27 protein-coding genes, 1 rRNA gene and 2 pseudogenes are annotated in these 26,216 nt (G+C 70.0%); 20 read left to right on the forward strand and 10 right to left on the reverse strand.

Going from position 1 to position 26,216, the window contains the following annotated elements; all coding sequences use genetic code 11:
- A 5S ribosomal RNA gene (gene rrf / locus ABFX50_RS29385) occupies positions 1–91 on the forward strand; the annotation flags it as partial.
- Between the two features lie 69 nt (positions 92–160).
- Here the strand turns inward: rrf and ABFX50_RS29390 are convergent.
- Together ABFX50_RS29390 and ABFX50_RS29395 are read right to left on the reverse strand one after the other, a co-directional pair.
- Positions 161–901 carry an SAM-dependent methyltransferase gene (locus ABFX50_RS29390; protein WP_346150755.1) on the reverse strand — a complete coding sequence of 247 codons (741 nt, stop codon included), beginning with the start codon at positions 899–901 and terminating at the stop codon, positions 161–163.
- 443 nt (positions 902–1,344) lie between these two features.
- A complete protein-coding gene (locus ABFX50_RS29395) occupies positions 1,345–2,883 on the reverse strand; it encodes a hypothetical protein (protein ID WP_346150757.1) in 1,539 nt (512 codons plus the stop codon).
- Here ABFX50_RS29395 and ABFX50_RS29400 point away from each other — a divergent pair.
- Positions 2,821–4,023: a hypothetical protein gene (locus ABFX50_RS29400; RefSeq protein ID WP_346150759.1), complete on the forward strand. Its 1,203-nt coding sequence runs from the start codon at positions 2,821–2,823 to the stop codon at positions 4,021–4,023. The genes ABFX50_RS29395 and ABFX50_RS29400 overlap by 63 nt on opposite strands.
- Positions 4,024–4,336: 313 nt before the next feature.
- Here the strand turns inward: ABFX50_RS29400 and ABFX50_RS29405 are convergent, their stop codons facing one another.
- On the reverse strand, positions 4,337–5,263 hold the full coding sequence (locus ABFX50_RS29405) for an MBL fold metallo-hydrolase (RefSeq protein ID WP_346150761.1): 927 nt from the start codon (positions 5,261–5,263) through the stop codon (positions 4,337–4,339).
- A gap of 147 nt (positions 5,264–5,410) precedes the next feature.
- On the opposite strand from ABFX50_RS29405, the gene ABFX50_RS51420 reads away from it, so the two are divergent.
- The gene (locus ABFX50_RS51420) at positions 5,411–6,595 is read left to right on the forward strand and encodes a single-stranded DNA-binding protein (RefSeq protein WP_379506763.1); all 1,185 of its coding nucleotides are present in this window, start codon (positions 5,411–5,413) and stop codon (positions 6,593–6,595) included.
- A 15-nt stretch (positions 6,596–6,610) separates the two neighbouring features.
- On the opposite strand, the gene ABFX50_RS29410 is transcribed toward ABFX50_RS51420, so the two are convergent.
- The gene (locus ABFX50_RS29410; RefSeq protein WP_346150763.1) at positions 6,611–7,054 is read right to left on the reverse strand and encodes a GNAT family N-acetyltransferase; all 444 of its coding nucleotides are present in this window, start codon (positions 7,052–7,054) and stop codon (positions 6,611–6,613) included.
- Positions 7,055–7,518: 464 nt separating this feature from the next.
- Here ABFX50_RS29410 and ABFX50_RS51425 point away from each other — a divergent pair.
- Positions 7,519–7,692 (forward strand): annotated as a pseudogene (locus ABFX50_RS51425) (helix-turn-helix domain-containing protein); the annotation flags it as partial.
- A 271-nt stretch (positions 7,693–7,963) separates the two neighbouring features.
- Positions 7,964–8,182 carry a TetR family transcriptional regulator C-terminal domain-containing protein gene (locus ABFX50_RS51820; protein ID WP_487047384.1) on the forward strand — a complete coding sequence of 73 codons (219 nt, stop codon included), beginning with the start codon at positions 7,964–7,966 and terminating at the stop codon, positions 8,180–8,182.
- Positions 8,183–8,470: 288 nt separating this feature from the next.
- Here ABFX50_RS51820 and ABFX50_RS29415 read toward each other — a convergent pair whose 3' ends face one another.
- Together ABFX50_RS29415 and ABFX50_RS29420 are read right to left on the reverse strand one after the other, a co-directional pair.
- A complete protein-coding gene (locus ABFX50_RS29415) occupies positions 8,471–8,866 on the reverse strand; it encodes a RidA family protein (protein WP_346150765.1) in 396 nt (131 codons plus the stop codon).
- 247 nt (positions 8,867–9,113) lie between these two features.
- The gene (locus ABFX50_RS29420; RefSeq protein ID WP_346150766.1) at positions 9,114–9,590 is read right to left on the reverse strand and encodes a winged helix-turn-helix transcriptional regulator; all 477 of its coding nucleotides are present in this window, start codon (positions 9,588–9,590) and stop codon (positions 9,114–9,116) included.
- 59 nt (positions 9,591–9,649) lie between these two features.
- Between ABFX50_RS29420 and ABFX50_RS29425 the strand changes: the two genes are divergently transcribed.
- The 6 genes and pseudogenes from ABFX50_RS29425 (at position 9,650) to ABFX50_RS29450 (ending at position 14,728) form a co-directional block, all read left to right on the forward strand.
- Entirely contained in the window at positions 9,650–10,681 is a 1,032-nt protein-coding gene (locus tag ABFX50_RS29425; protein WP_346150769.1) for an SRPBCC domain-containing protein, read from the forward strand.
- Positions 10,620–10,973, forward strand: a complete 354-nt coding sequence (locus tag ABFX50_RS29430; RefSeq protein WP_346150771.1) for a VOC family protein — start codon at positions 10,620–10,622, stop codon at positions 10,971–10,973. The genes ABFX50_RS29425 and ABFX50_RS29430 overlap by 62 nt, the downstream gene beginning before the upstream one ends.
- 406 nt (positions 10,974–11,379) lie before the next feature.
- The gene (locus tag ABFX50_RS29435; protein WP_346150773.1) at positions 11,380–12,723 is read left to right on the forward strand and encodes an MFS transporter; all 1,344 of its coding nucleotides are present in this window, start codon (positions 11,380–11,382) and stop codon (positions 12,721–12,723) included.
- Positions 12,724–12,811: 88 nt separating this feature from the next.
- A pseudogene (locus ABFX50_RS29440) lies at positions 12,812–13,650 on the forward strand (IS5 family transposase).
- Between the two features lie 218 nt (positions 13,651–13,868).
- Positions 13,869–14,219, forward strand: a complete 351-nt coding sequence (locus tag ABFX50_RS29445) for a hypothetical protein (RefSeq protein WP_346150775.1) — start codon at positions 13,869–13,871, stop codon at positions 14,217–14,219.
- A 53-nt stretch (positions 14,220–14,272) separates the two neighbouring features.
- Positions 14,273–14,728 (forward strand): MerR family transcriptional regulator, encoded by a 456-nt coding sequence (locus tag ABFX50_RS29450; RefSeq protein ID WP_346150777.1) that lies wholly within the window; start codon positions 14,273–14,275, stop codon positions 14,726–14,728.
- A gap of 120 nt (positions 14,729–14,848) precedes the next feature.
- Here the strand turns inward: ABFX50_RS29450 and ABFX50_RS29455 are convergent, their stop codons facing one another.
- Positions 14,849–15,691, reverse strand: coding sequence for an NAD(P)H-binding protein (locus tag ABFX50_RS29455; RefSeq protein ID WP_346150779.1), 843 nt, complete (start codon positions 15,689–15,691; stop codon positions 14,849–14,851).
- Positions 15,692–15,837: 146 nt separating this feature from the next.
- Here ABFX50_RS29455 and ABFX50_RS29460 point away from each other — a divergent pair, with 146 nt between their 5' ends.
- On the forward strand, positions 15,838–16,254 hold the full coding sequence (locus ABFX50_RS29460) for a MarR family transcriptional regulator (protein WP_221242572.1): 417 nt from the start codon (positions 15,838–15,840) through the stop codon (positions 16,252–16,254).
- 279 nt (positions 16,255–16,533) lie between these two features.
- Here the strand turns inward: ABFX50_RS29460 and ABFX50_RS29465 are convergent, their stop codons facing one another.
- On the reverse strand, positions 16,534–17,850 hold the full coding sequence (locus ABFX50_RS29465) for a DUF1015 family protein (protein ID WP_346150781.1): 1,317 nt from the start codon (positions 17,848–17,850) through the stop codon (positions 16,534–16,536).
- A 119-nt stretch (positions 17,851–17,969) separates the two neighbouring features.
- On the opposite strand from ABFX50_RS29465, the gene ABFX50_RS29470 reads away from it, so the two are divergent.
- Positions 17,970–18,404, forward strand: a complete 435-nt coding sequence (locus ABFX50_RS29470) for a tetratricopeptide repeat protein (RefSeq protein WP_183662065.1) — start codon at positions 17,970–17,972, stop codon at positions 18,402–18,404.
- Here ABFX50_RS29470 and ABFX50_RS29475 read toward each other — a convergent pair.
- Entirely contained in the window at positions 18,401–18,775 is a 375-nt protein-coding gene (locus ABFX50_RS29475) for a TipAS antibiotic-recognition domain-containing protein (protein ID WP_346150783.1), read from the reverse strand. The genes ABFX50_RS29470 and ABFX50_RS29475 overlap by 4 nt on opposite strands.
- Before the next feature lie 92 nt (positions 18,776–18,867).
- On the opposite strand from ABFX50_RS29475, the gene ABFX50_RS29480 reads away from it, so the two are divergent.
- A complete protein-coding gene (locus ABFX50_RS29480; RefSeq protein ID WP_346150785.1) occupies positions 18,868–19,827 on the forward strand; it encodes an HAD-IIA family hydrolase in 960 nt (319 codons plus the stop codon).
- Positions 19,828–19,842: 15 nt separating this feature from the next.
- On the opposite strand, the gene ABFX50_RS29485 is transcribed toward ABFX50_RS29480, so the two are convergent.
- Positions 19,843–20,190 (reverse strand): SCP2 sterol-binding domain-containing protein, encoded by a 348-nt coding sequence (locus ABFX50_RS29485; protein WP_346150787.1) that lies wholly within the window; start codon positions 20,188–20,190, stop codon positions 19,843–19,845.
- Positions 20,191–20,345: 155 nt separating this feature from the next.
- On the opposite strand from ABFX50_RS29485, the gene ABFX50_RS29490 reads away from it, so the two are divergent.
- The 6 genes from ABFX50_RS29490 to ABFX50_RS29515 all read left to right on the forward strand — a co-directional run bounded on the left by ABFX50_RS29490 (position 20,346) and on the right by ABFX50_RS29515 (position 26,216).
- Positions 20,346–20,492 carry a hypothetical protein gene (locus ABFX50_RS29490; RefSeq protein ID WP_346150789.1) on the forward strand — a complete coding sequence of 49 codons (147 nt, stop codon included), beginning with the start codon at positions 20,346–20,348 and terminating at the stop codon, positions 20,490–20,492.
- Positions 20,489–21,301 carry a TlyA family RNA methyltransferase gene (locus ABFX50_RS29495; protein ID WP_183662048.1) on the forward strand — a complete coding sequence of 271 codons (813 nt, stop codon included), beginning with the start codon at positions 20,489–20,491 and terminating at the stop codon, positions 21,299–21,301. The genes ABFX50_RS29490 and ABFX50_RS29495 overlap by 4 nt, the downstream gene beginning before the upstream one ends.
- Positions 21,298–22,197 carry an NAD kinase gene (locus ABFX50_RS29500; protein WP_346150791.1) on the forward strand — a complete coding sequence of 300 codons (900 nt, stop codon included), beginning with the start codon at positions 21,298–21,300 and terminating at the stop codon, positions 22,195–22,197. Before ABFX50_RS29495 ends, ABFX50_RS29500 begins: the two co-directional genes overlap by 4 nt.
- Before the next feature lie 50 nt (positions 22,198–22,247).
- Positions 22,248–23,981, forward strand: a complete 1,734-nt coding sequence (gene recN / locus ABFX50_RS29505) for a DNA repair protein RecN (RefSeq protein WP_346150793.1) — start codon at positions 22,248–22,250, stop codon at positions 23,979–23,981.
- 73 nt (positions 23,982–24,054) lie between these two features.
- Entirely contained in the window at positions 24,055–25,251 is a 1,197-nt protein-coding gene (steA, locus tag ABFX50_RS29510) for a putative cytokinetic ring protein SteA (RefSeq protein ID WP_183662042.1), read from the forward strand.
- Positions 25,248–26,216: a copper transporter gene (locus ABFX50_RS29515; RefSeq protein ID WP_346150795.1), complete on the forward strand. Its 969-nt coding sequence runs from the start codon at positions 25,248–25,250 to the stop codon at positions 26,214–26,216. The genes steA and ABFX50_RS29515 overlap by 4 nt, the downstream gene beginning before the upstream one ends.

Consider the following 26,216-nt stretch of genomic DNA (forward strand, 5'->3'; position numbering starts at 1 on the left):
ACCCGGTTACATTCCGAACCCGGAAGTTAAGCTCTGCAGCGCCGATGGTACTGCACTCGGGAGGGTGTGGGAGAGTAGGTCGCCGCCGCGCAATCTTCAAAAGGGCCACCCCGTTACAGGGGTGGCCCTTTTTTGTTTTCCTACACGCCGTCGGCGTCCACTATGTCCTGTCCTGGGCCTTCGGGCGCAGCACGAAGACGCCCCAGCCGAGGTGCTGCCTGCCGTACTCGAGGTGGGAGCGGCGGCTCTGGCGCAGGAAGTCGCGCAGAGCTGGGGCATCGGCGTCGTCGGGGTTGGCCAGCAGCCAGTCGCTCAACGTCAGCCACTGACTGGCCATGTAGCGGTCCCAGCTGTCGGGGTCGGCCAGCACCATCTCCACCAGTTCGAACCCCGCCGCCTCGAAGCGGTCGTCGGTGCCGGCCAGCGTGGTGAAGCCCTCCTGCTCCTTCAGCGCGGAGGCGGGCGGGTCGCCGATCCAGTAAGGCTCGCCGACCAGCGCCAGGCCGTCGGGGCGGAGCATCGGACGCATCAGGTCGAGGGTGCCTGTCAGTCCACCACCGATCCAGGTGGCGCCGATGCAGGAGACCAGGTCGAAGCGCTCCTCGGTCGTGTAGCCGCCCGCGTCGCCATGGACGAAGGTCAGGCGGTCGGAGACGCCCAGCTCCTTCGCGCGCTCACGGGCGGCGGCGAGAAAGACCTCGCTGATGTCCACGCCCACGCCGGACAGCCCGTAGCGCGCCGACCAGCGGCTGAGCATCTCCGCCTTGCCACAGGCGAGGTCGAGCTGGCGGGCGCCCTCTCTGATGCGGCAGATCTCGCCGAGCAGGTCGAGCTTGGCGTCGGTGATCGGATTGAGGATGCGGTGCCGGGATTCGGCGATCTCGTGGAAGCGCAGTGACATGGCCGCCATTGTCGTCTTGAGGGGCTCGCGGGGGCGAACGCTTTTCGCGGTGAGCCCTTGAGGCGCGGGGACATGCGGGGACTTGCTAGGCTGAAGGGGCCTGGCCACCCTCAACCACGGGTGGCCTTCGTCGCGTAAGGCCCGAAATGGGCAGCGATCAGCCACGGTGGACCGTCGCGTTGGAGCACGTGTCCGCTGAGTGAGCCAACGAAATGGACCTAGAAGTGAACAGAGATAACGGATCGGACGGCGAGGGCCGCCGCGAGCAGAGCGGCCAGGGCGGGGACACGCCCCGCGACGGGGAGAGGCGTTCGTACGGCGAGCGCGGGCAGGGACAGCCCCGCGGCGACCGGCCGTTCAGGTCCGGCGACCGGCCGCAGGGCGGCTCCCAGGGTCGCGACGAGCGCGGCGGCTATCCGCGGCGCGATGACAGAGGCGGCTCGTCACGCGACGACCGTCCTCGTGGTGGTTACCAGGGGCGTGACGACAGGGGCGGCTACCGGGGACGCGATGACCGTCCCCAGGGCGGCGGCGGCTTCCGTGACCGTCCGCAGGGTGGCGGCTACCGTGGTCGTGATGACCGGCCCCAGGGTGGCGACCGTCCTCAGGGCGGTGGCTTCCGTGACCGCCCGCAGGGTGGCGGTGGGTACCGCGGTCGTGACGACCGTCCGCAGGGTGGCGGATATCGTGGTCGTGATGACCGGCCCCAGGGTGGCGACCGTCCTCAGGGTGGCGGTTTCCGTGACCGCCCGCAGGGCGGCGGTGGGTACCGCGGTCGTGACGACCGTCCGCAGGGTGGCGGCTACCGGGATCGTGACGATCGCGGTGGTGCTCCTCGTGGGGATGACAGGCCGCGTTCTTCTCGTCCGTTCCAGAACAGGGACGACCGCGGGTACGCCTCGCGCGAGGACCGTCCGCAGGGTGGCGGCTACCGGGGCCGTGAGGACCGCCCGCAGGGTGACCGTCCCCAGGGTGGCGGCTACCGCGGTCGCGACGACCGCCCGCAGGGTGGCGGCTACCGTGACCGTCCGCAGGGTGGCGGGTTCCGCGATCGCGATGACCGTCCGCAGGGTGGTGGGTTCCGTGACAGGCCGCAGGGCGCTGGGTACGGTGACCGCCCCCAGGGCGGCGGGTACAGAGGCCGTGACGACCGTCCGCAGGGTGACCGTCCCCAGGGTGGCGGGTACCGTGACCGTCCTCAGGGCGGTGGCTTCCGCGACAGGCCGCAGGGCGGCGGGTTCCGTGACCGCGACGACCGGGCGCCCCGCGACCGCGACGAGAGGGGCGGTTTCCGTGACCGTCCTCAGGGCGGTGGCTTCCGTGACCGTCCCCAGGGTGGGGGCGGCTACCGTGGCCGTGACGACCGCCCGCAGGGTGACCGTCCTCAGGGTGGCGGTTTCCGTGACCGCCCGCAGGGCGGCGGTGGGTACCGCGGTCGTGACGACCGTCCGCAGGGTGGCGGCTACCGGGATCGTGACGATCGCGGTGGTGCTCCTCGTGGGGATGACAGGCCGCGTTCTTCTCGTCCGTTCCAGAACAGGGACGACCGCGGGTACGCCTCGCGCGAGGACCGTCCGCAGGGTGGCGGCTACCGGGGCCGTGAGGACCGCCCGCAGGGTGACCGTCCCCAGGGTGGCGGGTTCCGTGACAGGCCGCAGGGTGGCGGGTTCCGCGACCGTGACGACCGTCCGCAGGGTGGGTTCCGCGGACGCGAGGACCGGCCGTTCTCCCGTGACTCTCGCGGGTCGGCGGATCGTCCTCCCGCGGCGTCCAGGGCCAGGTTCGGCAGGGACGAGCGCGAGGAGGAGGCTCCCCGTCGCGAGCAGCTGCCCGACATTCCGCCGGACATCACGCTCGACGAGCTCGACAAGGACGTCCGTGACGAGCTGCGCTCGCTGCCGCTCGACCTCGCCGAGATCGTGGGGCGTCACCTCGTCGCCGCCGAGCGCGCGCTGGTCGAGGACGACACCGACAGGGCGCACGAGCACACCAAGGTCGCCCGCAGGTTCGCCGCCCGCATCGGCGTCGTCCGTGAGGCGGCGGGCATCGTCGCCTACCGCGCGGGGAACTTCTCCGAGGCGCTGAGCGATCTGCGTGCCGCGCGCAGGATGACGGGCTCCGACGCCTACCTGCCGATCATGGCCGACTGCGAGCGGGGTATGGGCCGTCCCGAGCGCGCCCTCGACCTGGTGCGCTCGCCCGAGGCCGAGCGCCTCGACAGAGCGGGACGCATCGAGCTGGCCATCGTGGAGTCCGGCGCCCGCCGCGACCTCGGCCAGCACGACGCCGCCGTCATCACCCTCCAGCGGCTGCCCGAGCTGCGCGACACCAACGCGCGTCCGTGGTCGGCCAGGCTGGCGTTCGCCTACGCCGACGCGCTCGCCGAGGCGGGTCACCAGGACGCGGCGACGGACTGGTTCGCCAAGGCGATGGCCTTCGACGAGGACGGTGAGACGGACGCCGCCGAGCGGTACGCCGAGCTCACCGGCGCGGTGATCGAGGACATCGAAGAGGACTTCGAGGACGCCGACGAGGACGCCGAGGATGTCGAGGGTGCCGATGAGGGCACCAGGGGCATGCAGGCCGACGACGAGGAGTTCGGCGACGTTCTCGATGACGAGGGCGATGCGCAGGACGGGGCGGCGGAGGCCAGGCAGCCTTCCGACGTCCTCGACGATGACGACGACGAGGACGAGGAGCCCTCGGCCGGTGACGCCCCTTCTGCGGACGTCTCTGGCTCTGAGGTAGCCGCTTCCTCGCTGGTCGACTTCGACGACGAGGAGGAGCTCGCGGAGGTCGACTCCGACGAGGAGCCGGTCGACGAGGCTTCGGACGACATTGACGACGTCGATGACGCTGACGAGTCGGACGGCGACGTCGAGGGCACGGACGACGACTCCGACGACTCCGACGACGACTTCGACGATCTGGAGGAGGATCTCGACGGAGAGCTCGCCGACTCCACGAAGGGATCGACGACATCGACGGAGGCCAAGGCGGCCAAGGCGCCGGCGACGTCGGGCGAGAGCGAGCCCGCGAAGGCCGGCATCGGTCCCGCGTTCATCGAGCCCAACTTCGGTGACATCCTCGACGACCCCGAGGACTCCGAAGACAAGAAGTGATCGTGGGCTGCGCCGTACCGATATCTCTTCGGTACGGCGCAGCCGCGTTCGCTACACGGATCGTCTGGGCCGAGCCGTACTTCCTGGTATGGCGGCGCGTCGGGTTCGCTGTGCGGATCCGCTGGGTCGAGCCGTACCGTCCTGGGGGTAGGGCTCGCCGCGTTGGCTGCGCAGATTACGTGGGCCGAGCGGTACTTCCCCGGTGCGGCGGCGCGTCGGGTTCGCTGCGCGGATCCGCTGGACCGAGCCGCCCTTCCCGGGGCACGACGCGCCGCGTTGGCTACACGGATTCTGTGAGCCGTACCTTCCGGGCTTACGGGGAGACCTTGTTCAGCCAGTGAAGGATGCCTGCGACGTTGGACGGCGCCCCGCTGAGCAGTTCGAACTGCTCGGCCGTCTCGTCGTCGGACTTGAGAGCGGTGTACCGCTCGCGGGTGCGATCGCGGACCATGGCGACGGCGTGGTCGAGGTCCATGCCCTCCTGGTGGGCCTGCTTGGTGAGATCCACCCAGACGCGTAGCTCCTCCGCGGAGCGCTCGAGAGTCTCCTGAACCGCACCGACGGGGCCGTAATGGCTGAAAAGGAGCCGCTGCGGACCCAGGGCCTGGAACAGGGCGATCGAGTCGAGGGCGGTCTGGAGGTCGAAGTCCGGCGGCGGGGTCGCGGGACGCAAATCGCCAGTCTGCGGCAGGTAGACGCCTGCCGCGTCGCCGACGTACAGGTCGCCGGTGGCGGAGTCGACCAGGCCGACATGGTGCTTGGCATGGCCGGGGGAGTAGTGGCTGGACAGCGTCCGGCCGTTGCCCAGGTCGATGGCGCCGGTGTCGCCCAGGGCGACGATGCGCTCCGACTCCGTGGGGGACAACTCCCCGAACAACGTGTCGAGCCGGTCACCCCACACCATTCGTGCGCTCGCCATGAGCCTGGACGGATCGGCCAGATGCCGCGCACCCTTCTCGTGCACCACGATCTGCGCCTGCGGGAAGAACCCCGCGATGTCTCCCACGCCGCCTGCGTGGTCGAGGTGGATGTGGGTGACGACGACGGTCGCCAGGTCGTCGGGGCCGACGCCGAGCGAGGCCAGCGCGTCGCGCACCACCGGCGCGGACGTCGACGTGCCGGTCTCGACCAGGCATGGCCGGTCTCCGAGGATGAGGTAGCCGGCCGTGATTCCGGCATACCCGGCCATCCGCGTGTCGATCTCATAGACGTCGCCGCCGAGCGCGGTGATGTTGTCCACAGCCACTCTCCCGAGCCGAACCGCTGTCCCCAGAACGGCATTCTGTCCGCTCCGGCCTTCACCACATCGTAAAGAGTGGTCCCCCGACAAGCGCAGCCCCCGCGGGCCGCGCCGTTCCAGGAGGAGGATCACGTGGACCGCAACGACGTGACGCTGGTGGGTCGCCTGTCCGCCAGCCCGGACGAGCGCGCCATGCCCAGTGGCGACACTCTGACCAAGTGGCGCGTCATCGTCCGTCGCCGTCCTCTGGTACGGCGGGGCGGCTTCGTCGACACCATCCAGTGCGTCACGTTCGACGCTGAGGTGGCGGCCATGGTGAAGGCGATGCGACCGCGAGATCCGATGGAGATCAGAGGGGCGCTTCGGTGCAGAATCTACGGCCCGCCCTCGGCGAAGAGCTGGCGATACGAAGTGGAAGTCCACGCGGTGGCGCTCGTGGCGATGCAACCATCGGCGAATCCCCCGGCCACCACGGAAAAGCTGACCGCCGGTGCCGACCGCCCAGCCGCCCCGGTCCTCCTGATGCCCTCCACTCCCAAGCCCCGCACCGAGGCTGAGATCCCATCGGAGCCCTTGCCGGTGGCCAATGTGGCGCCAGGACCTCGCGCAGCGTCCGATATGGCACTTGAGCCAGGTGCATCGCTGGATGTTGCGCCCGCGTGTCGGCCTAGGGTGGATGTCGCGCCTGCGCTTCGTCCTTCGGTAGACGTCGCATCTGAGCCTCTCCCAGGGGCCGATGTGGCGTCCGAGCCTCGTGCAGCGGTCGATGCCGCACCCGAGCCAGGCTCAACGCCGGATGTCACGCCTGCGTGTCGCTCTTCGGTAGACGTCGCCTCCGAGCCCTTCCTGGGGGCCGATGCGACGTCAGAGCTCTGTTCATCGGGTGCCACGGTGACCAGCGCCGCAGACCTCACTGGTGACCTCGCCAAGCCTCACCTCACCAGGCCCCGGCTGCCCGCGCCCTACCCGCCGCAAGCCCCAGGAAAGGGGATCCAGCCGGAGGTCGACCACACGCTCTCCACGTCGGCCGCCGCCTCCGCTCTGAGCCCAGCAGTCCCGACGACGGGACCCATGATCGAGGCCGGCAGCGCGCAGTCCGCCGCCACGGCCGATCGTCAGGTGTCGACAGATGGAACTTCCCCAGTGACCCCCCAGCCGGTCTCCACGGCCCAAGCCGCCGGTTCAGAAGCGCGCCGGCCGACTCCGACAGCTGGAGCCTCGCCCAGGGCTCACCCTCAGGACACCGCCACTCCGGACAACCCTGTGAAGGCGCCGTCCGATGTGGCGGGCACTCCGCCGCGACCGGTGGCATACCTCGCGTCCACGGGGTGAAGGACGCGAATCACGTCATCTGGCGGGAGTGCTCGGCCGCCGCACCATGGAGACGTCGATGGGGTCAGCGTGCTCCACCGTGAATCCGTGGCGCTCGTACAGCCGCTGTGCGGCGCTGCCCCGCAGGACGATCAGTCGCATGGAGGCATCCTCGGCATCAGTCCGATCGAGGAGGCGGCGCAGCACTGCGGAACCGATCCCCTGACCCTGGAGCTCCGGAGCGAGGTAGAAGTGTTCGAGCCAGTGTCCGTCCTCGGCCGTCGCAGGGTGACACAGCCTGCGAACGCGCCGCCGACCGTGATCACCAAGGTGTGCCGCGACGAGAAGGAGTCCCGTAGCCGCTGCCGGACTCGATGCTCGTCGAACCGGCCCAGCCGCTCCAGGTCGTCCCGCAGGACGGTCGCCCGTAGCTCCGCGATCGTCTCGACGTCTGCCATCTCCGCGGGCCGCATCGCCCAATCCAGGGGAGCGCCGGGCTCAGGCCGGGACGCCTGCCGTTCCGGTCGGTGTCTCTCGTCTGCCACTGCGCTCGCGTCCATAACCGAAGGATCCTAACCAGCCGCTTTGTGGCACCCGCCTACAGGACCATGTACGTAGGGGCGCGCGCTGAAGCAAGATCCCGAAGGCTACGCGTGAGGGCGGGCAACGCGAGGGGCTCAGCGCTCGCCTTGACCGAGCCAGCCACTCCCTCCTTCGAGGCGTATTGCTCCAACCGTCGGAATATGACCCCGACGACAGGGCGACTGCTTCGTCGCGCGGGATGCGAAGGCGTGCTCATTGATGCGGCGCGTCCTCATCCGCACTGGTGTGTGGGTCCGGAGAGGGTGGGCTCTCAACTCGGGCTGAACCAGCGGGTGAGGGCCGTCTTCAGGCTGTCGGGGTCGGCGCCTGCCCAGGCGACATGCAGTCGGGTCGGATGAGCAATGCGGGTGCTGGGGCGGCGTCGGTGGTCGCGGGCACGCGGCGCACTCGGTCATTCAAGGGCATGGGACGTGCTGGTCGAGCACGGATATCAAGGCTTCACCTACGAAGCGGTCGCCGTCCGCGCCGGCACAAGTCGTCCTGTGCTCTACCGGCGCTGGCCGCAGGGCGACGACCTGCTGCTGGCCACTCTCACCAAGTTCTGGCAGCCGATCGCGGTGCCCGACACAGGCAGTCTCCGCGATGACGCGATCGGCTTCCTGCGCAACACCGACGCTGACCGCGCAGGCATGATCACGTTGATGAGCGTGCAGCTGGTGGATTACTTTCGCGACACCGGTACCAGTCCCAGCGAGCCGCGCGACACGCTCCTTCCGTACCGGTACCAGTCTCAGCGAGCTGCGCAACACCCTCCTTCCGCCGGGTCAGGCGACCGTCTTCGAGACGATCGTCGCCCGCGCGGTCGAGCGCGGCGAGCTGCCGGACGTGCCTCGCGCGTCCCGCGTGGTGAACCTGCCGTGGGACCTGTTGCGCCACGACATGCCCATGATGATGCGCCCGGTGTTGGGCGGTTCGATCGTCGAGGTGGTGGACGAGGTGTGGCTGCCGCTGCTGGGGGTGACTGGGGCTCCGTCCGCGTCGTCTGCTCCTGCGCCACCGGCCTGACCTGCGTCTACGACCCGGCCCCCCGGGTGTCGCCGTCCGTCTCGTCAGGCAGGGTCACGTGCATTCCGGCGCCGCCTCCCCGGGCGTGCATTCCGGCGCAGCCTCCCCGGGCGAGCGCTACGGCGCAGCTTCCCAGGCCGAGCATTGCGGCGCCACCTCCGCGGCTGAGCGTTGCGGCGCCGCCTCCCGTGCCGAACATTGCGGCGCCGCCTCCCGTGCCAAGGCGGTTCACCCCGCGCCCTGGAAGTCGGCGACGAGCTCGGCGTGATCGACCACGCTGACCTGGGCTCAGTCGAGCACCGCGATCGCGTCGACCTCGATCAGGTAGCCGGGGGCGGCCAGCGTCTCCACGCCGAGCAGGGTGTCGGTGGGCTTGTGATCGCCGAACAGCTCGACCCTCGCCTCCTCGATGACGGGCAGGTACTCCCTGCGGTGTCCCACCACGTAGATCGTGATCTTGGTGACTTGGTCGGGACGGGCGCCCGCGGCGGCAAGGGCGCGCCCGAGATTGGCGAACACCTGCCGGGCCTGGGCTGCCAGATCGCCGTGAGCCACCAGGTCGCCGTTGCGGTCGTCGGACATCTGGCCGGCGATGAACGCCATCCGGCCGCCGGTCGCGACGATGACGTGGCTGTAGGTCTTCGGGTGGTCCAGATTTTCGGGTTGGATGATCTCGAGAGCCATCGCTGCGCGTCCTTTCGAGGTGTGCCGCCGGAACACGGTAGAAGCCGGCCACAGGTCTCTGGATGTTTCGCACCCGCCTGACATGGCCTGCTGGTGAAGGCGAGCGGAAGCTGGCCACGGGTCCGTGGATGTCCGCTTGCCTGACATGACTGCTGGTGAAGACGAGCGGAGGGCTGCCGCGGGGCCGTGGATGGTCGCTTGCGCGACATGGACTGCTGGTAAAGAAAACCGGTGCATCGACGCACGGTCAAGCCTGCCGTGGTAAGCGTTCGGCGGGCATGCCGGGCCCGATCGTGGACTGGATCTCGGCCGGGTCGTCCACGCGACCGCAGTGGGCGCACACCGTCTCCTGGGTGACCCCGGTGCCGCACACCGCGTGCGTGTAGAGGATCGGCGGCTCCCCGTCGCTCGCCCACCGGTCGCCCCACTCGGAGAGCGCGACCAGCGTGGGCGCGAGCGCACGCCCCTTGTCGGTCACCACGTACTCATACAGTTCGGACTGCTCGGAGTACCTGTGGCGTCGCATGATCCCGGCCTCGACGAAGCCGTCGAGCCGGGCCTTGAGGATGTTGGTCGCGATGCCCAGGTTGCGCTGGAAGTCGCTGAAGCGGGTCGCCCCCGAGAACAGGGCGTCACGGATGATCAGCGGGCTCCAGCGCTCGCCGATCACCTCCAGCGAGCGTGCGATCGAACACTCCTGCGACTCGTAGGTCTTCCCCAGCATGCACCCGATCCTACAGAGGGCGCTTGCATCATGAAAGCGCCTCGGTTACGGTGACTTGCATGATGCAAGCAGATCAGAACTTCACTACCACCTTCTCGGTGGACCGGACTCCCCAGGAGGCCTTCCAGGCCATCACCGACGTCCGCGGCTGGTGGTCGCAAGAGGTCGAGGGCGTCACCGACCAGGTCGGCGGCGAGTTCGACTACCACTACAAGGACGTCCACCGATGCAGGGTCCGCGTCACCGAACTCGTGCCCGGCCGGAAGGTCGCATGGCGGGTGCTGGACAACTACTTCGACTTCATCGACGACCAGGCCGAATGGAAGGACACCGAGGTCGTCTTCGAGATCTCCGAGAAGGAGGGCGGCGCCGAGATCCACTTCACCCACGTCGGACTGGTCCCGCAGTACGAGTGTTACGACGTGTGCACCAACGCCTGGGGCGGCTACATCGGCGGCAGCTTGCGGAACCTGATCAACACGGGAACGGGCCAGCCGAACCCCAAAGAGAGCGGGAACGCCCCGGAAACCGACGAACGGGTCACGCCCCTGTTCCTTGACGTGGCCGACGCGGCACAGCCCCTGACGCGGTCGCAGCGGGCGCTCCTCACCGATCAGGGCGGCAGGGTCCACGCCGTCTTCACCGGCGCGACCGACACCGAGATGTCGCGCGGGCTCGACGCGCCGAAGGCTTCGTCTGAGTCGGTCGCCCGAGCCATCGTCAACGGCGTGGAGGAGCAGGAGCAAGACATCTTCCCCGACTCCATGTCGCAGACCATGTCCGCAGAGGAGTCCGGCCCTGTCCGCCACTCGCCCTCGCCGGCCGCGTATCCCGGCGTCGCGTCCCTGACGATCCGCGCCCGCGCGGCGACCTGCGCTGGAGCGCGAGTGCGCCGCCGTCGTGGCAGCCGGGCGCGGCAAGTCCTACGCGTGAATCATCGGTACGCGGGCCGGGGGAGGGCCTCGGACATCCCGATGAAGCGACCTTCCAGCCGAACAGCCATGCACACACAACGAATGGAGATCTGCAATGACCACACCGAAAGCCGGCAGCATCCTTCTCGGCACCACCCGGCCCGCGGAGCTGCGTGAGTGGTACCGCAGGGCGCTGGCACCGGGACATGAAGGTGAGGGGCCGATCGATCTGGGCGGCTTCCTGCTGGTCATCGACCAGCGCGACGACGTCGGCGCGAAGAACGACGAGCCGGGCCGGATGATCCTCAACTTCCACGTCGACGACTTCGACGCCGTCGAGGCGCAGCTGCGGGCGGCCGGCGTGGAGTGGCTCGCTCCCGTCGCGGATCGCCCATCCGGCCGCTTCGGGACGTTCGCGGACCCCGACGGGAACTACCTCCAGATCATCCAGTTCAAGAAGGACGCATAAGAGGTCGCGCGGATAGGCGGGAGTAAGAGGAGGCAGTATCTGGTCCGACGGTGCTGGGTCGGCCGGGCGTAACGGGGGACAGGGACTGGGTGTGGTGCGGGGGCGGCTGGTAGGTCTGCGGCGGAGTGACGTCAAGGGATCATACTGCCGTCAGCTCCGGTAGCATCGGCGACATGTCTGCTGCTTCGTGCGCGGCTTGTGCCGCAGTGACGAGGACGCTCCGCTAGCGGCGGGGCGTTCGTCTCACTTCTGTTGAACGTTTCGTCGCTTCGTGGTCGAACCGGAGCGGCACGTTCGTGCTGCTCAGAACTTCTTCTGAGCAACGGAGCACTCGGTGGTTTCAGGCATTCCCTTTTCACGCGGGGACGGATCGTCTCCAGTGCGTGCGTGGCTGGCGCTGTGTTGCATGGCCACGCTGCAGTTCTTCATCGCGGTCGACGTGACCGTGGTCAATGTCGCCCTGCCCTCGATCGGCGCCGACTTCGGCGTCGATGGTCACGCACTGACCTGGGTCGTGGTCGGATACACGATCACCGGTGGGGGGTTGCTGATGCTCGGCGGCCGGCTGGGCGACGTTCTTGGCAGGCGCCGCATCCTCCTGCTCGGCACAACTCTCTTCGGCACCGCGTCCTTGCTGGCCGGGCTCGCGCCATCCTTCGCCCTGCTGGTGACAGCCCGGCTGCTGCAGGGTGCCGGTGAAGCGATCGCGCTTCCTGCAGCAATGGCAGTGATCGTGCTCATGTTCCCTGAAGGGCCGCGCAGGTCGCGGGCACTGAGCGTGTGGGCGGCCGTCGCGAGCTGTGGCCTCGTCCTCGGGTTCGCGGTCTCCGGGATCATCACCGAGCTGCTCGGCTGGCGGTGGATCTTCCTGGTGTCCGTGCCCTTCATCCTGGTCGTACTCGCCGCAGCTGTCATTCTCGTGCCGAGCGTACGGCCTGCCGAGCCCACACCCCTGGACCTTCCTGGTTCGCTCCTGCTGATCGCGGCTCCGCTGCTGCTCACCCTCGGGGTCGTCGAGGCAGGAGAGGCGGACAGCACGCTGCCATGGCTGCCGCCGGTGGCGCTGGTCGGCGCGGTAGCAGCCGGAGTCCTGTTCGTCAGGGTCGAGCGCCGTTCACGGAATCCGCTCGTGCCGCTGCGGTTCTTCCGCAACCGGCCGCGCGTCCTGGCCAACCTTGCCACTGCTTTGCTGAGCGCAGCACTGTCCGCCTCGTTCCTCCTGTTCACCTACTATCTGCAGGATCGGTTGGGCGCTGGCCCGCTCAAGGCTGGTTTGACGATGCTGCCTCTGGCGGTGTTCCTGATTGTGGCCTCGGTGCTGGTTCCTCGGCTGCTCGGACGGTGGGGCGCCCGGGCCTGTGTCCTGGCCGGGATCGGCTTCACCGTGCTGGCGATGGCTGTCATTGCTCTGGTCGCCTACCTCGGGGCCACCGGTCTGGCGATGGTTCCGGCCATGATGCTCATCGCTGCCGGGATGGGGTTCGGGATTGTTGGGCTGCAGTACGTCGCGGTGACCGGCGTGACTGAAGACGACGCTGGCATCGCCTCCGGCGTCCAGCGAGCCGCCGACCAACTGGGCGGTTCCACCGGTATCACGATCTACGTCGGCATCGGGTTTGCTCCTACCTTGGACGGCATCGACCCGTTCCTCGCCAGTAGCTTCCTGGCCGTCGCCGGGCTCGCCGCGGCCGGGTTCGTCGCCTGGCGGATCTCCATGCCCGCCGTGGTGATGGAGGAAACGCTCGGGTGACAGCCGGACAGGGCTGCGCCCGTCCGGCAGTCAGGCCGGGCGCAGCCTTGGACAGGCCCACGATCACCAAGGTCAAACAGAAGGTCACGTGCCCGTCCTGCCTTCATTCATCACCGACCCTCTGTGGGAGCAGTTCAAGCACTGGTCCCACGCCGTCAGGTCGCTCATCCGCTGGGCTGTCATCGGCCCCTCATCCCGGACAGGGTCGTGTTCGACAAGCTCCTGGCCCGGCTCGTGCTGGGTGGCACCTACCAGCAGCACGCCGACCACCAAGTCTCCGCTACCACGCTGCGGTCCCGGCGGGACGAGTGGATAGCCGCAGGAGTCTTCGAAGCCCTGCACCAGGCCGCGCTGGATGCCTATGGCCAGGCCATCGGCCTGGACTTGGAGAACCTCGCCGTGGACGGATGCATCGTGAAAGCCCCCTGCGGCGGGGAGAACACCGGCCCCTCGCCCGTGGACCGCGGAAAATCGGGGACCAAACGGTCGCTGCTGGTCGAAGGCGGCGGGCTCCCGATCGGGTGCGTGCTCGCCGGCGGCAACCGGCATGATTCGCCGCTGTTACGTCCCACCCTGGAGACTCTTGGGCGCTTCAAATCTCATCTGCCCGACCGGGTCACAGTGCACCTGGACTCGGGCTACGACTCGCGCGTGACCCGCAACCTGCTGACCGAGATGGGCTGCGGGTGGCAGATCACCCCAAAGGGCGCGTTTGTGCCGATCAACCACACCCGCCGGTGGGTAGTCGAACGAACAAACTCCTGGCACACACGGGGCTTCAAGTCATTGGCGATCGTCACGGATCGCAGTGCGGTGGTGCAGGCCGCGTGGGTAGCGCTCGCCAATGCGGTCATCGTGATCCGGCGCCTGATCCGCAAGGCGTGGGCGGCCTACCGATGGGACACACGGCCCGCCCGGCGCCCGTGACCTATCCGCGCGAACTCTAAGTCCAGATGGGCCGCATCGAGCCTTCCTGCGACCGGGCTGCGTCGTGGTCACCGACCTCACGCAGGGAAGCCACGATCTTGCGCCGGTCTGAGTCGCCGAAGACGCCGAGCCGGCCTCCTGGGAGGATCGGCCCGGATGGTGGCGCTATGGCTTGAGGGTTTGCATTCGGTACCGGGGTACAGGTTTACCGTCGAGGTATGACGCAGAACATCGCCTTCGGCCAGGAGTGGGTGCCCTCGGCGTGCACGCTGCCCACCGCCGAGCAGCCGCTGCGGGTGGCCGAGTTCGACGCCTTGTTCGCCGACGCGGTGCAGGCCCTGGCGCGGCCGGAGCGTACGCGGTTGCGGCTGACGCTCACGTTCAGCCCGGAGCACGCGGCGCGGGCCGCCGAACTGACGGCGCGGGAGAACGGCTGCTGCTCGTTCTTCTCCTTCACCCTGACCATCGCCGACGGCGGCCTGACGCTGGAGGTGGCGGTGCCGCAGGAGCAGGTCGAGGTGCTGGACGCGCTGCAGGCCCGCGCCGGCGCAGCGTCGGGCTCGGTGTGAACAGGCCGGCCGAACAGGTTGCGGCCTTCGAAAGCGGTAGCGGGGTGGTCGGCGTGAGGCAGGACGTCGACGGGCCGTACCTGCGTAGCGGGCAGGTGGCCGAGCGGGCCGGGGTCAACCTCCAGACGCTGCGCTACTACGAACGCCGCGGACTGATCGCCGAGCCTGCGCGCAGCCCCGGCGGGCATCGCGCCTACCCGCCCGAGACCGTCACCCTGCTGACGGTGATCAAAGCCGCCCAGCGGCTCGGCTTCACCCTGCAGGAGGTGGCTGAGCTGATCGACACCGGCCGGCGTGGCCACCCCACCCCGGATCTGCGCGCCCGCGCCCAGGACAAGATCGCCGAGGTGGACGCGAGGATCGCCGACCTGACCACCATCCGGCAAGCGCTGACCCAGGTGGTCAGCGCCGGCTGCGACAGCCTGACCCACTGCACCTGCCCTGACTGCCCGCTGCCCTTCGCCGACCTTGCGCCACGGCCACGTCCCGGAGAAGAGCCGATCGCCTGAGCGCCGACCACGACCACCGCGCACCTGCCGCCGTTCCCCTCGCCACCCGCGCGCGGTCGAGGTGGGCAGGCCGCCGTCGTGCCGGAGGGGAGTGGTCGTGAAGCCGGGAGCGTCCCGCTGCTAGGGAAGGAAGGCGCCGGCGTTCTCGTCGGCCCATTCGGCGAAGGTCAGGGCAGGGCGGCCGAGGAGTTGCCGCACCGTGTCCGTGCAGGGACCCGGCTGCTTCGCGTAGTCGGCCAGCGAGCCGAGCAGCCGGTCGGGCACGTCCTCGGGAAGTCCCTGGGCGAGCATGCCCTGCCTGACCTGTTCCGGCGCGAGTTCCTGGAAGGACAGTTCGCCTCCGACGGCCTGCGCGATGAGGTGGACCTTGTCCCGCTGGGTGAGCGACTCGGGGCCGCTGATGACGTACGCGCGTCCGGTGTGGTGATCGCCCACCAGAGCCTGTACAGCCACCGCGGCGATGTCGCGCGGGTGGATGGGAGATGTGGCCGCCTCGGGGTAGGCGCCGCGCACGACCCCGGTCGCGCGGATCTGCGGCGCCCAGGCGAGGGCGTTGGAGGCGAAGTCCGTGCAGCGCAGGAAGGTCCACCGCAGTCCGGAGGCCGCGGCGGCCTCCTCGACCGCCCTGAAGTGGTCGGAGAAACGGGGGTATCCGGCGGGGTGCGCCACGGTGGCGGCCGACAGGACCACCACCCTGCGCACGCCACGCCCGGCGGCGAGCGACAGCAGGTCGGCGGTGGCGCTCCCGACGGCGCGCGGGCTGAGGAGTACGGCGTCGACGCCGTCGAGCGCCGTCTCCAGGCTCTGTGGTCGAGACGGGTCCCCGCTCACCACCTGGACCTCGCCTGGCAGGTTCGCCGTGGACGGGTCGCGGGTGACGGCCGCGACCTTCACGCCCTCCCTCGACAGCAGGCCGGCCGCCTCGCGTCCCACCACTCCTGTCGCTCCGGTAACCAAGATCATGGCTGACCCCTTCGTCCGCTGCCGATAGCCTGTCATCCGCAAGCCGTACAATATGAGGAACGTATCATATGAATTCCGTACGATCTGATGATGATGAGGAAGCCGCACGGCGACGGCGGCGGTTGAACGCGGCGATCAGAGACTCGATGCGGGAGCTGAGCCTTCAGCTCTCCCTGCTCGACCACCAGGTGAGCGGACGCCTCGAACTCAAGGACGTCGACGTCGACTGCCTCGATCTGGTCAACAGGTACGGCCCGCTCAGCCCCAGCGCTCTGGCCAAGCGGGCAGGGCTGCATCCGGCGACGTTGACGGGCATCCTCGACCGGCTCGAACGAGGGGGCTGGGTGGCTCGTGAGCGCGACCCTTCGGACCGCCGGGCCGTCCTGGTCCGAGCGCTGCGCGAGCGGAACGCCGAACTGCTGGGGCTCTACGCGGGGATGAACGCGTCGCTGGAGGAGATCTGCGCGGGGTATGGGGCGGCCGAGCTCGAGGTGGTCGCCGACTTCCTCCACCGCACGGCGCGCGCGGGTCGCGTCGCCACCGAAGAGCTGGCGGGCGGCTGACCGAGGGGTCAAGATCACCCAGCTGACAGGGGGCCAGGATCGCCGAGCTGACAGGGGGCCAGGATCGCCGAGCTGACCAGGGGGCCGTGATCGCTGAGCTGACCCGGGGGGCCGAGATCACCGAGAGGCCGGGGGCTGGACGAGCGCCCGGTCACGCGGCGCCGGCGGTCTGGGGCGAGCGAGGACAGCCCCCACCCTGGCGCCGCGTGATGTGGCCTGCGTGAAGGGCTGCCCTCGATGCCCGGCCCGCTCGACGTGTGCCCGACGGGCGGACGCAGGCTAGACGAAGGTGCGCAGGACCAGGCCGGTGCGGGGTTTGGGGCCGAAGGAGGTGGACTTGCGGGGCACGCGTTCCCCCTCCGCCGCCACCGCCAGCACGTCCTCCACCGCCAACGGCCTCAGGATCACCGCCGTCCCGCCCGTGCGGGCCGCCAGCCGTACCGCCGCCCTGGGATCGTGGTGCACGATGCGGACGTCCTGCTCGTCGTCCTGCATCCCCCACACCTTGGGCAGCACGAACTCGGTCAGCACCGAGGTGTTGAGCGCGTTCCATCGCGCCGACCTGTCCGTGGGCATGGCGTGGGCCAGCTGCAGCGGGTCGGGGTCGGTGAGGAGGTGGCTCGTGCCCCCGTCCTCTCCCGCCAGCAGGAAGGCGGGCTCGGCTGCGGTCTCCAGCGCCTCGAGACCGGCCTCCAGCGAGTCGAAGTCGCGCACCTGCCACGAGCCCTTCGCCCTGGTGGCGGCCTCGGAGGGGGGCAGTGACGGCAGGACCCGATGGATCGCCTTGAGGTCGGGCGGATAGGCGGTGGAGTCGACCAGGAGGCTGAGGCCGAAGTCCCAGGGCCCGCCTGACCCTCGGGCGGCGTGCTCCTTGCGCTGCAGCACCCGGTAGGTGGCGTAGCGGTGGTGGCCGTCGGCGATCAGCGCCTGCCTGTGGCGCAGGTCGGCGTTGATGAGCTCGATCTCGTCAGGGTCGGTGACGGCCCACAGGCGGTGCCGTACGCCGTCGCCTGTGACGGCCTCCACCAGCGGGGGGCGGGTGGCCGCGACGGTGCCGACCAGGCGGGTGGCGGGGCCGTCGCCGCCGTCGTACAGCAGGAAGATGGGCTCCAGGTTCGCCTGTGTCGTGCTCATCAGGGAGAGGCGGTCGGCGACCGGGCCCGGCATGACGTTCTCGTGCGGCAGGATGACGCGCTGTTCGGGAGCGGCCAGGCCGACGTCGCCGATGAGGCCGCGCTGGAGCACGCCTGGACCGGTCTGCTCGTAGACGTAGAGCGCGGGCTCGGCGTCGCGGATGAGCACACCCGACTCCAGCCAGGCGCGCAGGGTGTCTCTCGCCTGGCCGTACGGCGCGGCCGGCGCGACCCCGGAGGCCGGCGCGACCTCGGGAACCGACGGGATGCCGGTGCCGGGGCGCGGCAGGATGAGACGGACGACGTTGTTGGGGTGGGCGTCCAGGAGATCCTGGACGTCACTCTCGGAGATCAGATCGTACGGAGGGGAGGTCACCTCGGCGGGATCGTCGACAGTGAAACGGACGCCACGGAACGGGCGTAGCACCAGCCCGTCCGGCACCGGCAGTTCAGGACTCGCCATACCGGGCATGCTCCCATAAAGGCCTGAATCACCCAGGAACTGCTTCAAGGACGCAGCGGCGCCCGGTTCATCAGGGAATCGGTCGGATCTGTCGTCTGTCGATTGAGGAGGCCTCACACATGACCCAAGGGAAAAACGACCCCGAAGATTCCCCCGCCCCTGGTCAGGGGGCTCCCGCCGGGGACGTGTACGACTGGTACCAGCGCGGGATAGGGCTGCTCAAAGACGGCAGCCCTGCCGCGGCGGCGGCGCTGCTCGAGCGGGCGGCCGAGGCCGAGCCCGACTCGCGCAGCATCAGGGAGGCGCTGGCCAGGGCGCAGTTCAACTCCAGACAGTACGAGCTGGCCGCCCGCACCTTCCGCTGGATCGTCGACGCCAACCCGGCCGAGGACTACGCCTATTTCGGGCTCGGGCTGGCGCTGTGGCGGACGGGTGACATGGAGGCGGCACAGGAGCCGCTCGCCATCGCGGCGGCCATGCGTCCCGACGAGCGTCACTACGTGTCGGCGTTGAGGAGCGTGCGCGCGACCCTGCGCGCCAGACGGCAGGCCTAACGCGCGGCGTTGGCCAGAATGGCGTCACGCAGGTAGAGGGCCAGCCCCGGCGCCGCCCTGTCGATGGTGGCGGTGAAACGGGGGTCGGCCACGTACATCTCACCGAGTCCCTTGTGGATCTCCGAACCGCACTCGTAGAACCAGCGCGTGATGTGCAGGCGGTGCTCCTCGGCCAGATCCATGGCCTCGGGGCTGGAAGCGGCCACCCCCGAGGCCATCAGCGCCGCCAGCCCGGCGGAGATCTCGCCCGATTCGGCCGTGCACCGGCGCCAGTCCTCCTCGCTGTAGGAGGAGGTCCTGCGCTGGGACTCGGCCCACGCGTCGGTCCCGCCCCAGCGCTCTGCCGCCTCCTCGGCGTACGGATTGTCCATGACGTTTCTCACCTTTCGTCGTGTGATGGGTAGCTCCAGACAGGACGCTAAAGTCTCACGCGGCGTGAGAGTCAAACGGAGAAGAGGCGCGGGTGCTGATCGACGGATACGACACGTTGCTGCTGGACCTCGACGGTGTCGTCTACCTGGGCAGGCAGGCCGTGCCGCACGCCGCCGAGTCGCTGGAGCGGGCCGCAGGGCGGGTCAGGCTGGCCTACGTGACCAACAACGCCTCCAGGAGCCCCGCCGCGATCGCCGAGCACCTGACCCACCTGGGAGTGCCCGCGACGGCGGAGGACGTGGTCACCTCGGCGCAGGCCGCCGCCCGGCTGATCGCCGAACGGGTGCCGCCCGGCGCGCCGGTGCTGGTCGTCGGCGGCACGGGGCTGCGGATGGCCGTCAGGGCGCAGGGCCTGCATCCGGTGACCGCGGCCGCCGACGAGCGCCTGGCCGTGGTCCAGGGCATCGCGCCCGACCTGTCGTACGGCCTGCTGTCCGAGGGCGCGCTCGCCGTACGGCGGGGCGCCTGGTTCGTGGCGGCCAACGGGGACGCCACGATGCCCACGGCCCGCGGCGAGCTGCCGGGCAACGGCGCGATGGTGCGGGTGATCGCCGCGGCCACCGGCGTCGAGCCGGTCTACGCCGGCAAGCCCGCCCCGCCGCTGCACCGCGAGTCGATGATCCGCACCGGTTCCGAGCGCCCCCTGGTGGTGGGCGACAGACTCGACACCGACATCGAGGGCGCGACGAACGCGGGCGTCGACAGCCTGCTCGTGCTCACCGGCGTCGCCACGCCACGCGACCTGCTGACCGCCGCCCCCGCGCACAGGCCGACGTACGTCGCCGAGGACCTGTCGGCGCTCCACAGGGCCTATCCCGAGGAGCGGCAGGGCTGGCGGGCCGGCTGGTCGGACGGCAGGCTGCAGCTCGAAGGCGACGGCGAGTGGATCGAGGGGCTGAGGACGGCCTGCGAGGCGGCGTGGAAGGCGGCGGGAGAGGGGCGGATGGACGAGGACGCGCTCAAGCCGGCGCTGGAGACGCTGCGCGTCTGAGACCGGCGAAGGGCGTCACAGCAGCCTGCGCAGGCGCAGCAGGTCGCCGAAGCTGGCGTCGATCTTGACCCTGCCGCCCAGGAGGGCGCGCGCCAGGTCGAGCTCGCCGTCGACCAGCGCGATCAGGTCGTCGCTCGTGATGGTCAGCTTGACGTCGGCGGACCTGCCGTCGACCGGCGCTTTCTCGTCGAAAGGGTCGAGGCCGTCGTGGTGCAGCCTGCCGTAGAACATCACGTCGAGGTCGGAGACGCGGCAGCTGACGGTCCGCTCGACCACGTGCTTGGCCCTTGACTCCGCGTCGATGTCGTCGAACTGCTCGACGAGCTTGCCTAGCGCCGCCCTGCACTCCTCGAGGGTAGCCATGCTGGTCGTCCTTCCCGTTCTCGCCGTTCCTACGGACGGTAGCGTTCCACATGGGGAGCATCTGAAAGCCGGCGCGCCGGAAAACCCGCCCCCCACCCTGCCCAACGCGCGAGGGGGTCGCCAGAGTGTCGGTGCGGTCCGATACGGTCGAAGACATGATGGAGATCGGTGACGAGCGCGTCGACGCGGTGGTGGCGGGCCTCGTCCAGGCGGAGTCGCTGCCCGTGAGCGATCAGGTGAAGGTGTTCGAGGAGGCGTTCTCCGCCCTTGAGGAGACGCTGGCCTCGGTGGACGACCAGTGAGCCGTCGCGTCAGGCTCGACAGCGAGCTCGTACGGCGGGGCCTGGCCAGATCCCGCGAGCAGGCGGCCCAGCTCATCACCGACGGCAGGGTGAGCGTCGGCGGCCAGGTGGCGGGCAAGCCCGCCACCCAGGTCGACACCGCCTCGGCGATCGTCGTGGCCGAGTCGGCAGAGGGCCCCGACTACGTCTCGCGCGGCGCCCACAAGCTGCTCGGCGCCCTGGAGGCCTTCCCTCGGCTGCGCGTGGCGGGCCGTCGCGCGCTCGACGCGGGCGCCTCCACCGGCGGGTTCACCGACGTCCTGCTGCGCCACGACGTCGGCCACGTGCTGGCCGTCGACGTCGGCTACGGCCAGCTGGCCTGGTCGCTGCGCACCGACGAGCGCGTCACGGTGATGGAGCGCGTCAACGTCCGCGACCTCACCCCCGAGATGGTCGGCGAGGCGCCCTCGCTGATCGTGGGCGACCTGTCGTTCATCTCGCTGCGGCTCGTGCTGCCGGCCCTCGTCGGGGTGGCCGCCCCCGAGTCAGACTTCGTGATGCTGGTCAAGCCGCAGTTCGAGGTGGGCAAGGAGCGCGTGGGCGCGGGCGGCGTGGTGCGCGACCCCGAACTCAGGGCCGGCGCGGTGCGCGATGCCGCCGCCAAGGCCGTCGAGCTGGGGCTGACCGTGCGCGGCGTCACCGCCAGCCCCCTTCCCGGCCCGTCGGGCAATGTCGAGTACCTGCTCTGGCTGGGCAAGGGAGAAGGTGAGCCCGGGGTCGAGGATCTCGACGCCGCGATCGAACGGGCAGTGGCGGAGGGGCCGCAATGAAGCGCACGGTGCTGGTCACCGCACACACGGGGCGTGAGGCCGCGATCGACAGCGCGCACCTGGTGATCGACAGGCTGCTCGAGGCGGGCCTGGCCGTCAGGGTGCTCGAGGCCGAGGCCGAGGACATCGGCCGCAGGGGCGTCGAGGTGATGCCCTCCGACCCCAGCGCGGCCAAGGACGCCGAGATGATGATCGTGCTCGGCGGCGACGGCTCGCTGCTGCGCTCGGCCGAGATCGCCAGGCCCGCGGGCGCCCCGCTGTTCGGCGTCAACCTCGGCCACGTGGGCTTTCTCGCCGAGGCCGAGGTCGACGACCTGGCTGCCGCCGTCGACTCCGTGGTCGAGGGCCGCTACGACGTCGAGGAGCGCATGACGCTCGACGTCACCGCCAGGCAGAACGGCCAGATCATCGCCGACACCTGGGCCCTCAACGAGGCCACGGTGGAAAAGCGCGAGCGCATGCTCGAGGTCGTCGTCGAGGTCGACGGGCGGCCGCTGTCACGCTGGGGCTGCGACGGAGTGATCTGCGCGACCCCGACGGGCTCGACCGCCTACGCCTTCTCGGCGGGAGGTCCCGTCGTCTGGCCCGAGGTCGAGGCGCTGCTGCTGGTCCCGATCAGCGCGCACGCCCTGTTCGCCAAGCCGCTCGTGGTCTCGCCGCGATCCACGCTGGCGGCCGAGATCCTGCCCAACACGCCGGGAGGTGTGCTGTGGTGCGACGGCCGCCGCCGTTTCGACCTGCCGGCCGGCACGAGGGTGGAGGTCCGCAGATCCACCCACCCCGTACGGCTGGCCCGTCTGCACGGCATCGAGAACACCGGCGCCCCCTTCACGGACAGGCTGGTCGCCAAGTTCGAATTGCCTGTACAGGGCTGGCGCGGAAGGGTGCGTCCCTGAGTCAATGGTGACGGGAGCGCGTAGGATCGCATGCGCACAGGTGTTCGGCTATGTCGACGGGACAGGAGTGGCCAGTGCGACCCAGGGTAGAGGAGGTTCGCATCCAGGGGCTCGGCGTGATCGACGAGGCCGTCCTTGAGCTCTCGCCCGGCTTCAACGTGGTCACGGGCGAGACGGGGGCGGGCAAGACGATGGTCGTCACCGGGCTCGGGCTGCTGTTCGGCGGCCGTGCCGACCCCGCCAGGGTGCGTCCTGGGGCCGACAAGGCCACAGTGGAGGGCACGCTCGTCGTCGAGTCGAAGGGCCGCGTCGCCCAGCAGGTGGAGGACGTCGGCGGCGAGGTCGAGGACGGCGAGCTGATCATCTCTCGCACCGTCTCGGCCGAGGGCCGCTCGCGCGCCTGGCTGGGCGGGCGCACGGTTCCCGTCGGCACCCTGACCTACCTGGCCGACGACCTGGTGGCCGTGCACGGCCAGATGGACCAGCAGCGGCTGCTGCAGCCGGCCAGGCAGCGCGCGGCCCTCGACCGCTACGCGGGCGAAGACCTGGTCAAGCCGCTGCGCGCCTACACCCAGACCTACAAGCGCCACAAGCAGGTCGCCGCCCTCCTGGAGGAGCTCACCACCAAGGCCAGGGAGCGCGCCCAGGAGGCCGACATGCTCCGCTTCGGCCTGGAGGAGATCGAGAAGGTCGACCCCAAGCGCGGCGAGGACGTCGAGCTGCGCGCGGAGGAGGAGCGGCTCTCCCACGCCGACGCGCTGCGCGGCGCCGCGACCACCGCCCACACCGCGCTGCTGGGCGACCCCATGGACCCCTCAGGCGACACGCGCGACGTGATCTCGCTGCTCGGCGAGGCCCGCACGGCCGTCGAGGCGGTGCGCGACTTCGACCCCCAGCTGGCCGGCGTGGCCGACCGGCTGGCCGAGGCCGGCTACCTGATCTCCGACGTGGCCACCGACCTGGCCGCCTACGCCGAGTCCATCGAGGCCGACCCGGCCAGGCTCGCGGCCGTCCAGGAACGCCGCTCCATCCTTTCCGGGCTGGTCAGGAAGTACGCCGAGGACAGCGCGGGCGTGCTGGCCTGGGCGCAGGCCGCAGCCGCCAGGCTGACCGAGCTCGAGGGCGACGACGACCGCATCGGGGAGCTGACCAGGGAGCACGAGGAGCTGAGCGCCAGGCTGGGCGAGCTGGCCGCCGAGCTCACCAAGGTCAGGTCCGCCGCCGCCGAGCGCTTCGGCGCCGCGGTCACCGAGGAGCTGACCGCGCTGGCCATGCCCCACGCGAGGGTCGTCGTCCAGCTCAGCGAGGCAGCGGAGTACGGCCCCGAGGGCGTCGACGAGGTCGAGCTGCGCATGTCGGCGCACCCCGCCGCGCCGCCGCTGCCGCTCAACAAGGGCGCCTCAGGCGGTGAGCTGAGCCGCGTCATGCTGGCCATCGAGGTCGTCTTCGCGGGCGCCGACCCCGTGCCGACGTTCGTCTTCGACGAGGTCGACGCGGGGGTGGGCGGCAAGGCCGCGGTCGAGATCGGGCGGCGCCTGGCCAGGTTGGCCCGCACCGCCCAGGTGATTGTCGTCACTCACCTGCCGCAGGTCGCCGCCTTCGCCGACCAGCACCTGGTGGTGGAGAAGGCGGGCGACGGCAGTGTGGTGCGCAGCGGAGTGGTCACCCTCGACCACGACGGCAGGGTGCGCGAGCTGTCGCGCATGCTCGCCGGGCTGGAGGATTCCGAGCTGGGCAGGGCCCACGCCGAAGAGCTCCTGGGAATGGCCGCCGCCGATCGGTGATCCTCCGTGACAAATCTGACACGCCGCGCTGTCCGCGACCACCCTGCTCTCTCGCTCTGGCAGGATGGTCTTGATGAAGGTTCCGGCGAACAAGATTCCGGGCCTCCGCGGTAGGAAGGTCAACGACCTTCCCGGTGTCACGGCAGTGGCGAGAATCGATCGAAGGACGAAGAGGCTGACCAAGCGCCTCAAGTCCGGTGAAATCGCGATTATCGATCACGTCGATGTTGACCGGGTGAGCGCGGAGGCACTGGTCGCGTGCGGTGCGGCGGCGGTGGTGAACGTGGCCGCGGGCATCAGCGGCCGCTACCCCAACCTCGGCCCGCAGATCATCGTCGAGGCCGGCCTTCCCTTCGTGGACGGCGCCACGCCGGAGCTGTTCGAGAGGCTGCGCGACGGCGATGTCGTCAGGCTGCACGACGGCGTCGTCTACCACGACGAGGAAGTGATCGGCAAAGGCGAGGTGCAGACGCCCGAGACGATCGAGGCGGCGCTCGCCGAGGCGCGAGCGGGGCTCGCGGTGCAGATCGAGGCCTTCGCCGTCAACACCATGGAGTACGTCAGGGGCGAGGGCAAGCTTCTCATCGACGGGGTCGGCGTGCCCGACATCCGTACCTCCATGGAGGACAGGCACGTCCTGATCGTGGTGCGCGGCTACCACTACAAAGAGGACATCGCCACGCTGCGGCCGTACATCAGGGAGTACAGGCCCGTGCTCGTCGGGGTCGACGGCGGCGCGGACGCGCTGCTGGAGGCCGGCTACCAGCCCGACCTGATCGTCGGCGACTTCGACTCCGTCTCGGCCAAGGCGCTGACCTGCGGCGCCGAGCTGGTCGTGCACGCCTACCGCGACGGCCGCGCGCCCGGCCTCGAGCGGGTCCACCAGCTCGGGCGCGAAGCGGTGATCTTCCCCTCCACCGGCACGAGCGAGGACATCGCGATGCTGCTGGCCGACGACAAGGGCGCCGAGCTCATCGTCGCCGTCGGCACCCACGCGACACTGGTGGAGTTCCTCGACAAGGGACGCTCCGGCATGGCGAGCACTTTCCTCACCAGGCTGATCGTCGGCAGCAAGCTCATCGACGCCAAGGGCGTCAGCCGCCTCTACCGCAGCCGCATCTCCACCCCGCAGCTGATCCTGCTGGTGATCACCGCGATGATCACCATGAGCGTGGCGATCTTCATCTCGCCCATCGGCAAGACATGGTTGATCAGCCTGCAAGACGCCTGGAACTCCTTCATCTTCTGGTTGGTCGGACTCTTCTCGTGATCGATTTCCGCTATCACCTCGTCTCCATCGTCGCGATCTTCCTGGCGTTGGCCGTCGGCATCGTGATGGGCACGACGCTGCTGTCCAACCCGGCGATCGAGTCGGCCCTGCAGACCGCCGACGACCTGCGTAAGTCCAACAGCGAGTACCGCGACCAGCTGGCGGCGCTGCAGGCCAGGGAGGCGGGCAACGACGACTTCGTCACCGCCGAGATCCCCGCGCTGGTACGGGCGCAGCTGACCGGCGAGAGCGTCCTGCTCGTCGCCGCGCCCGGCAGTTCGGGCACGCTGCGCGAGCAGAGCGTGCAGGTGCTGACCGAGGCGGGCGCCACGATCAGCGGACAGGTCACGATCGCCGAAAAGTACCTCGACCCGACGCAGGCCAACTTCATCGACCAGCTGACGACCCAGCTCAAGCCCGCGGGCCTCACCCTGCCCGGCACCGACCCGTACAAGAACGCCGCCGCGGTGCTGGCCGCCGCGCTCGTCACCGCCGACGACACGCAGGCCGGCACGGAGAACACCACCACGGTGGGCGTTCTCGACGGCTTCGAGAAGGCGGGCCTGCTCAGCGTCGACGGCACCCCGGCCAAGCGGGCCACGCTCGCGCTGGTCCTCGCTCCCGACACGCCGTTCGCGGGGGAGAAGGCGCAGGCGCAGGCCGGCGCGCTCGTCTCGCTGGCAGGAGGGCTCGACGACGGTTCCCAGGGCTCCTCGCTCGCGGGCATCCTGGCCGCGACCCAGCCCGGCGGCCTCATCGCCGCGCTGCGCGACACGGGCGACGTGGCCGCGAAGGTCTCCACCGTCGACACCCTCGATATGCCCGCGGGCCGTGTCGTGGTCGTCTACTCTCTCCGGGAGCAGCTGGACGGCCGCGCGGGCCAGTACGGCATCGGCCCCGACGCCTCGGAGTTCCAACCGGCCTCGTCCGCCGCGACCCCTTCGCCCACCACGTCAGGGAGCTGA

It is taken from the genome of Nonomuraea recticatena (genome assembly GCF_039533245.1).
GTDB lineage: Bacteria > Actinomycetota > Actinomycetes > Streptosporangiales > Streptosporangiaceae > Nonomuraea > Nonomuraea roseola.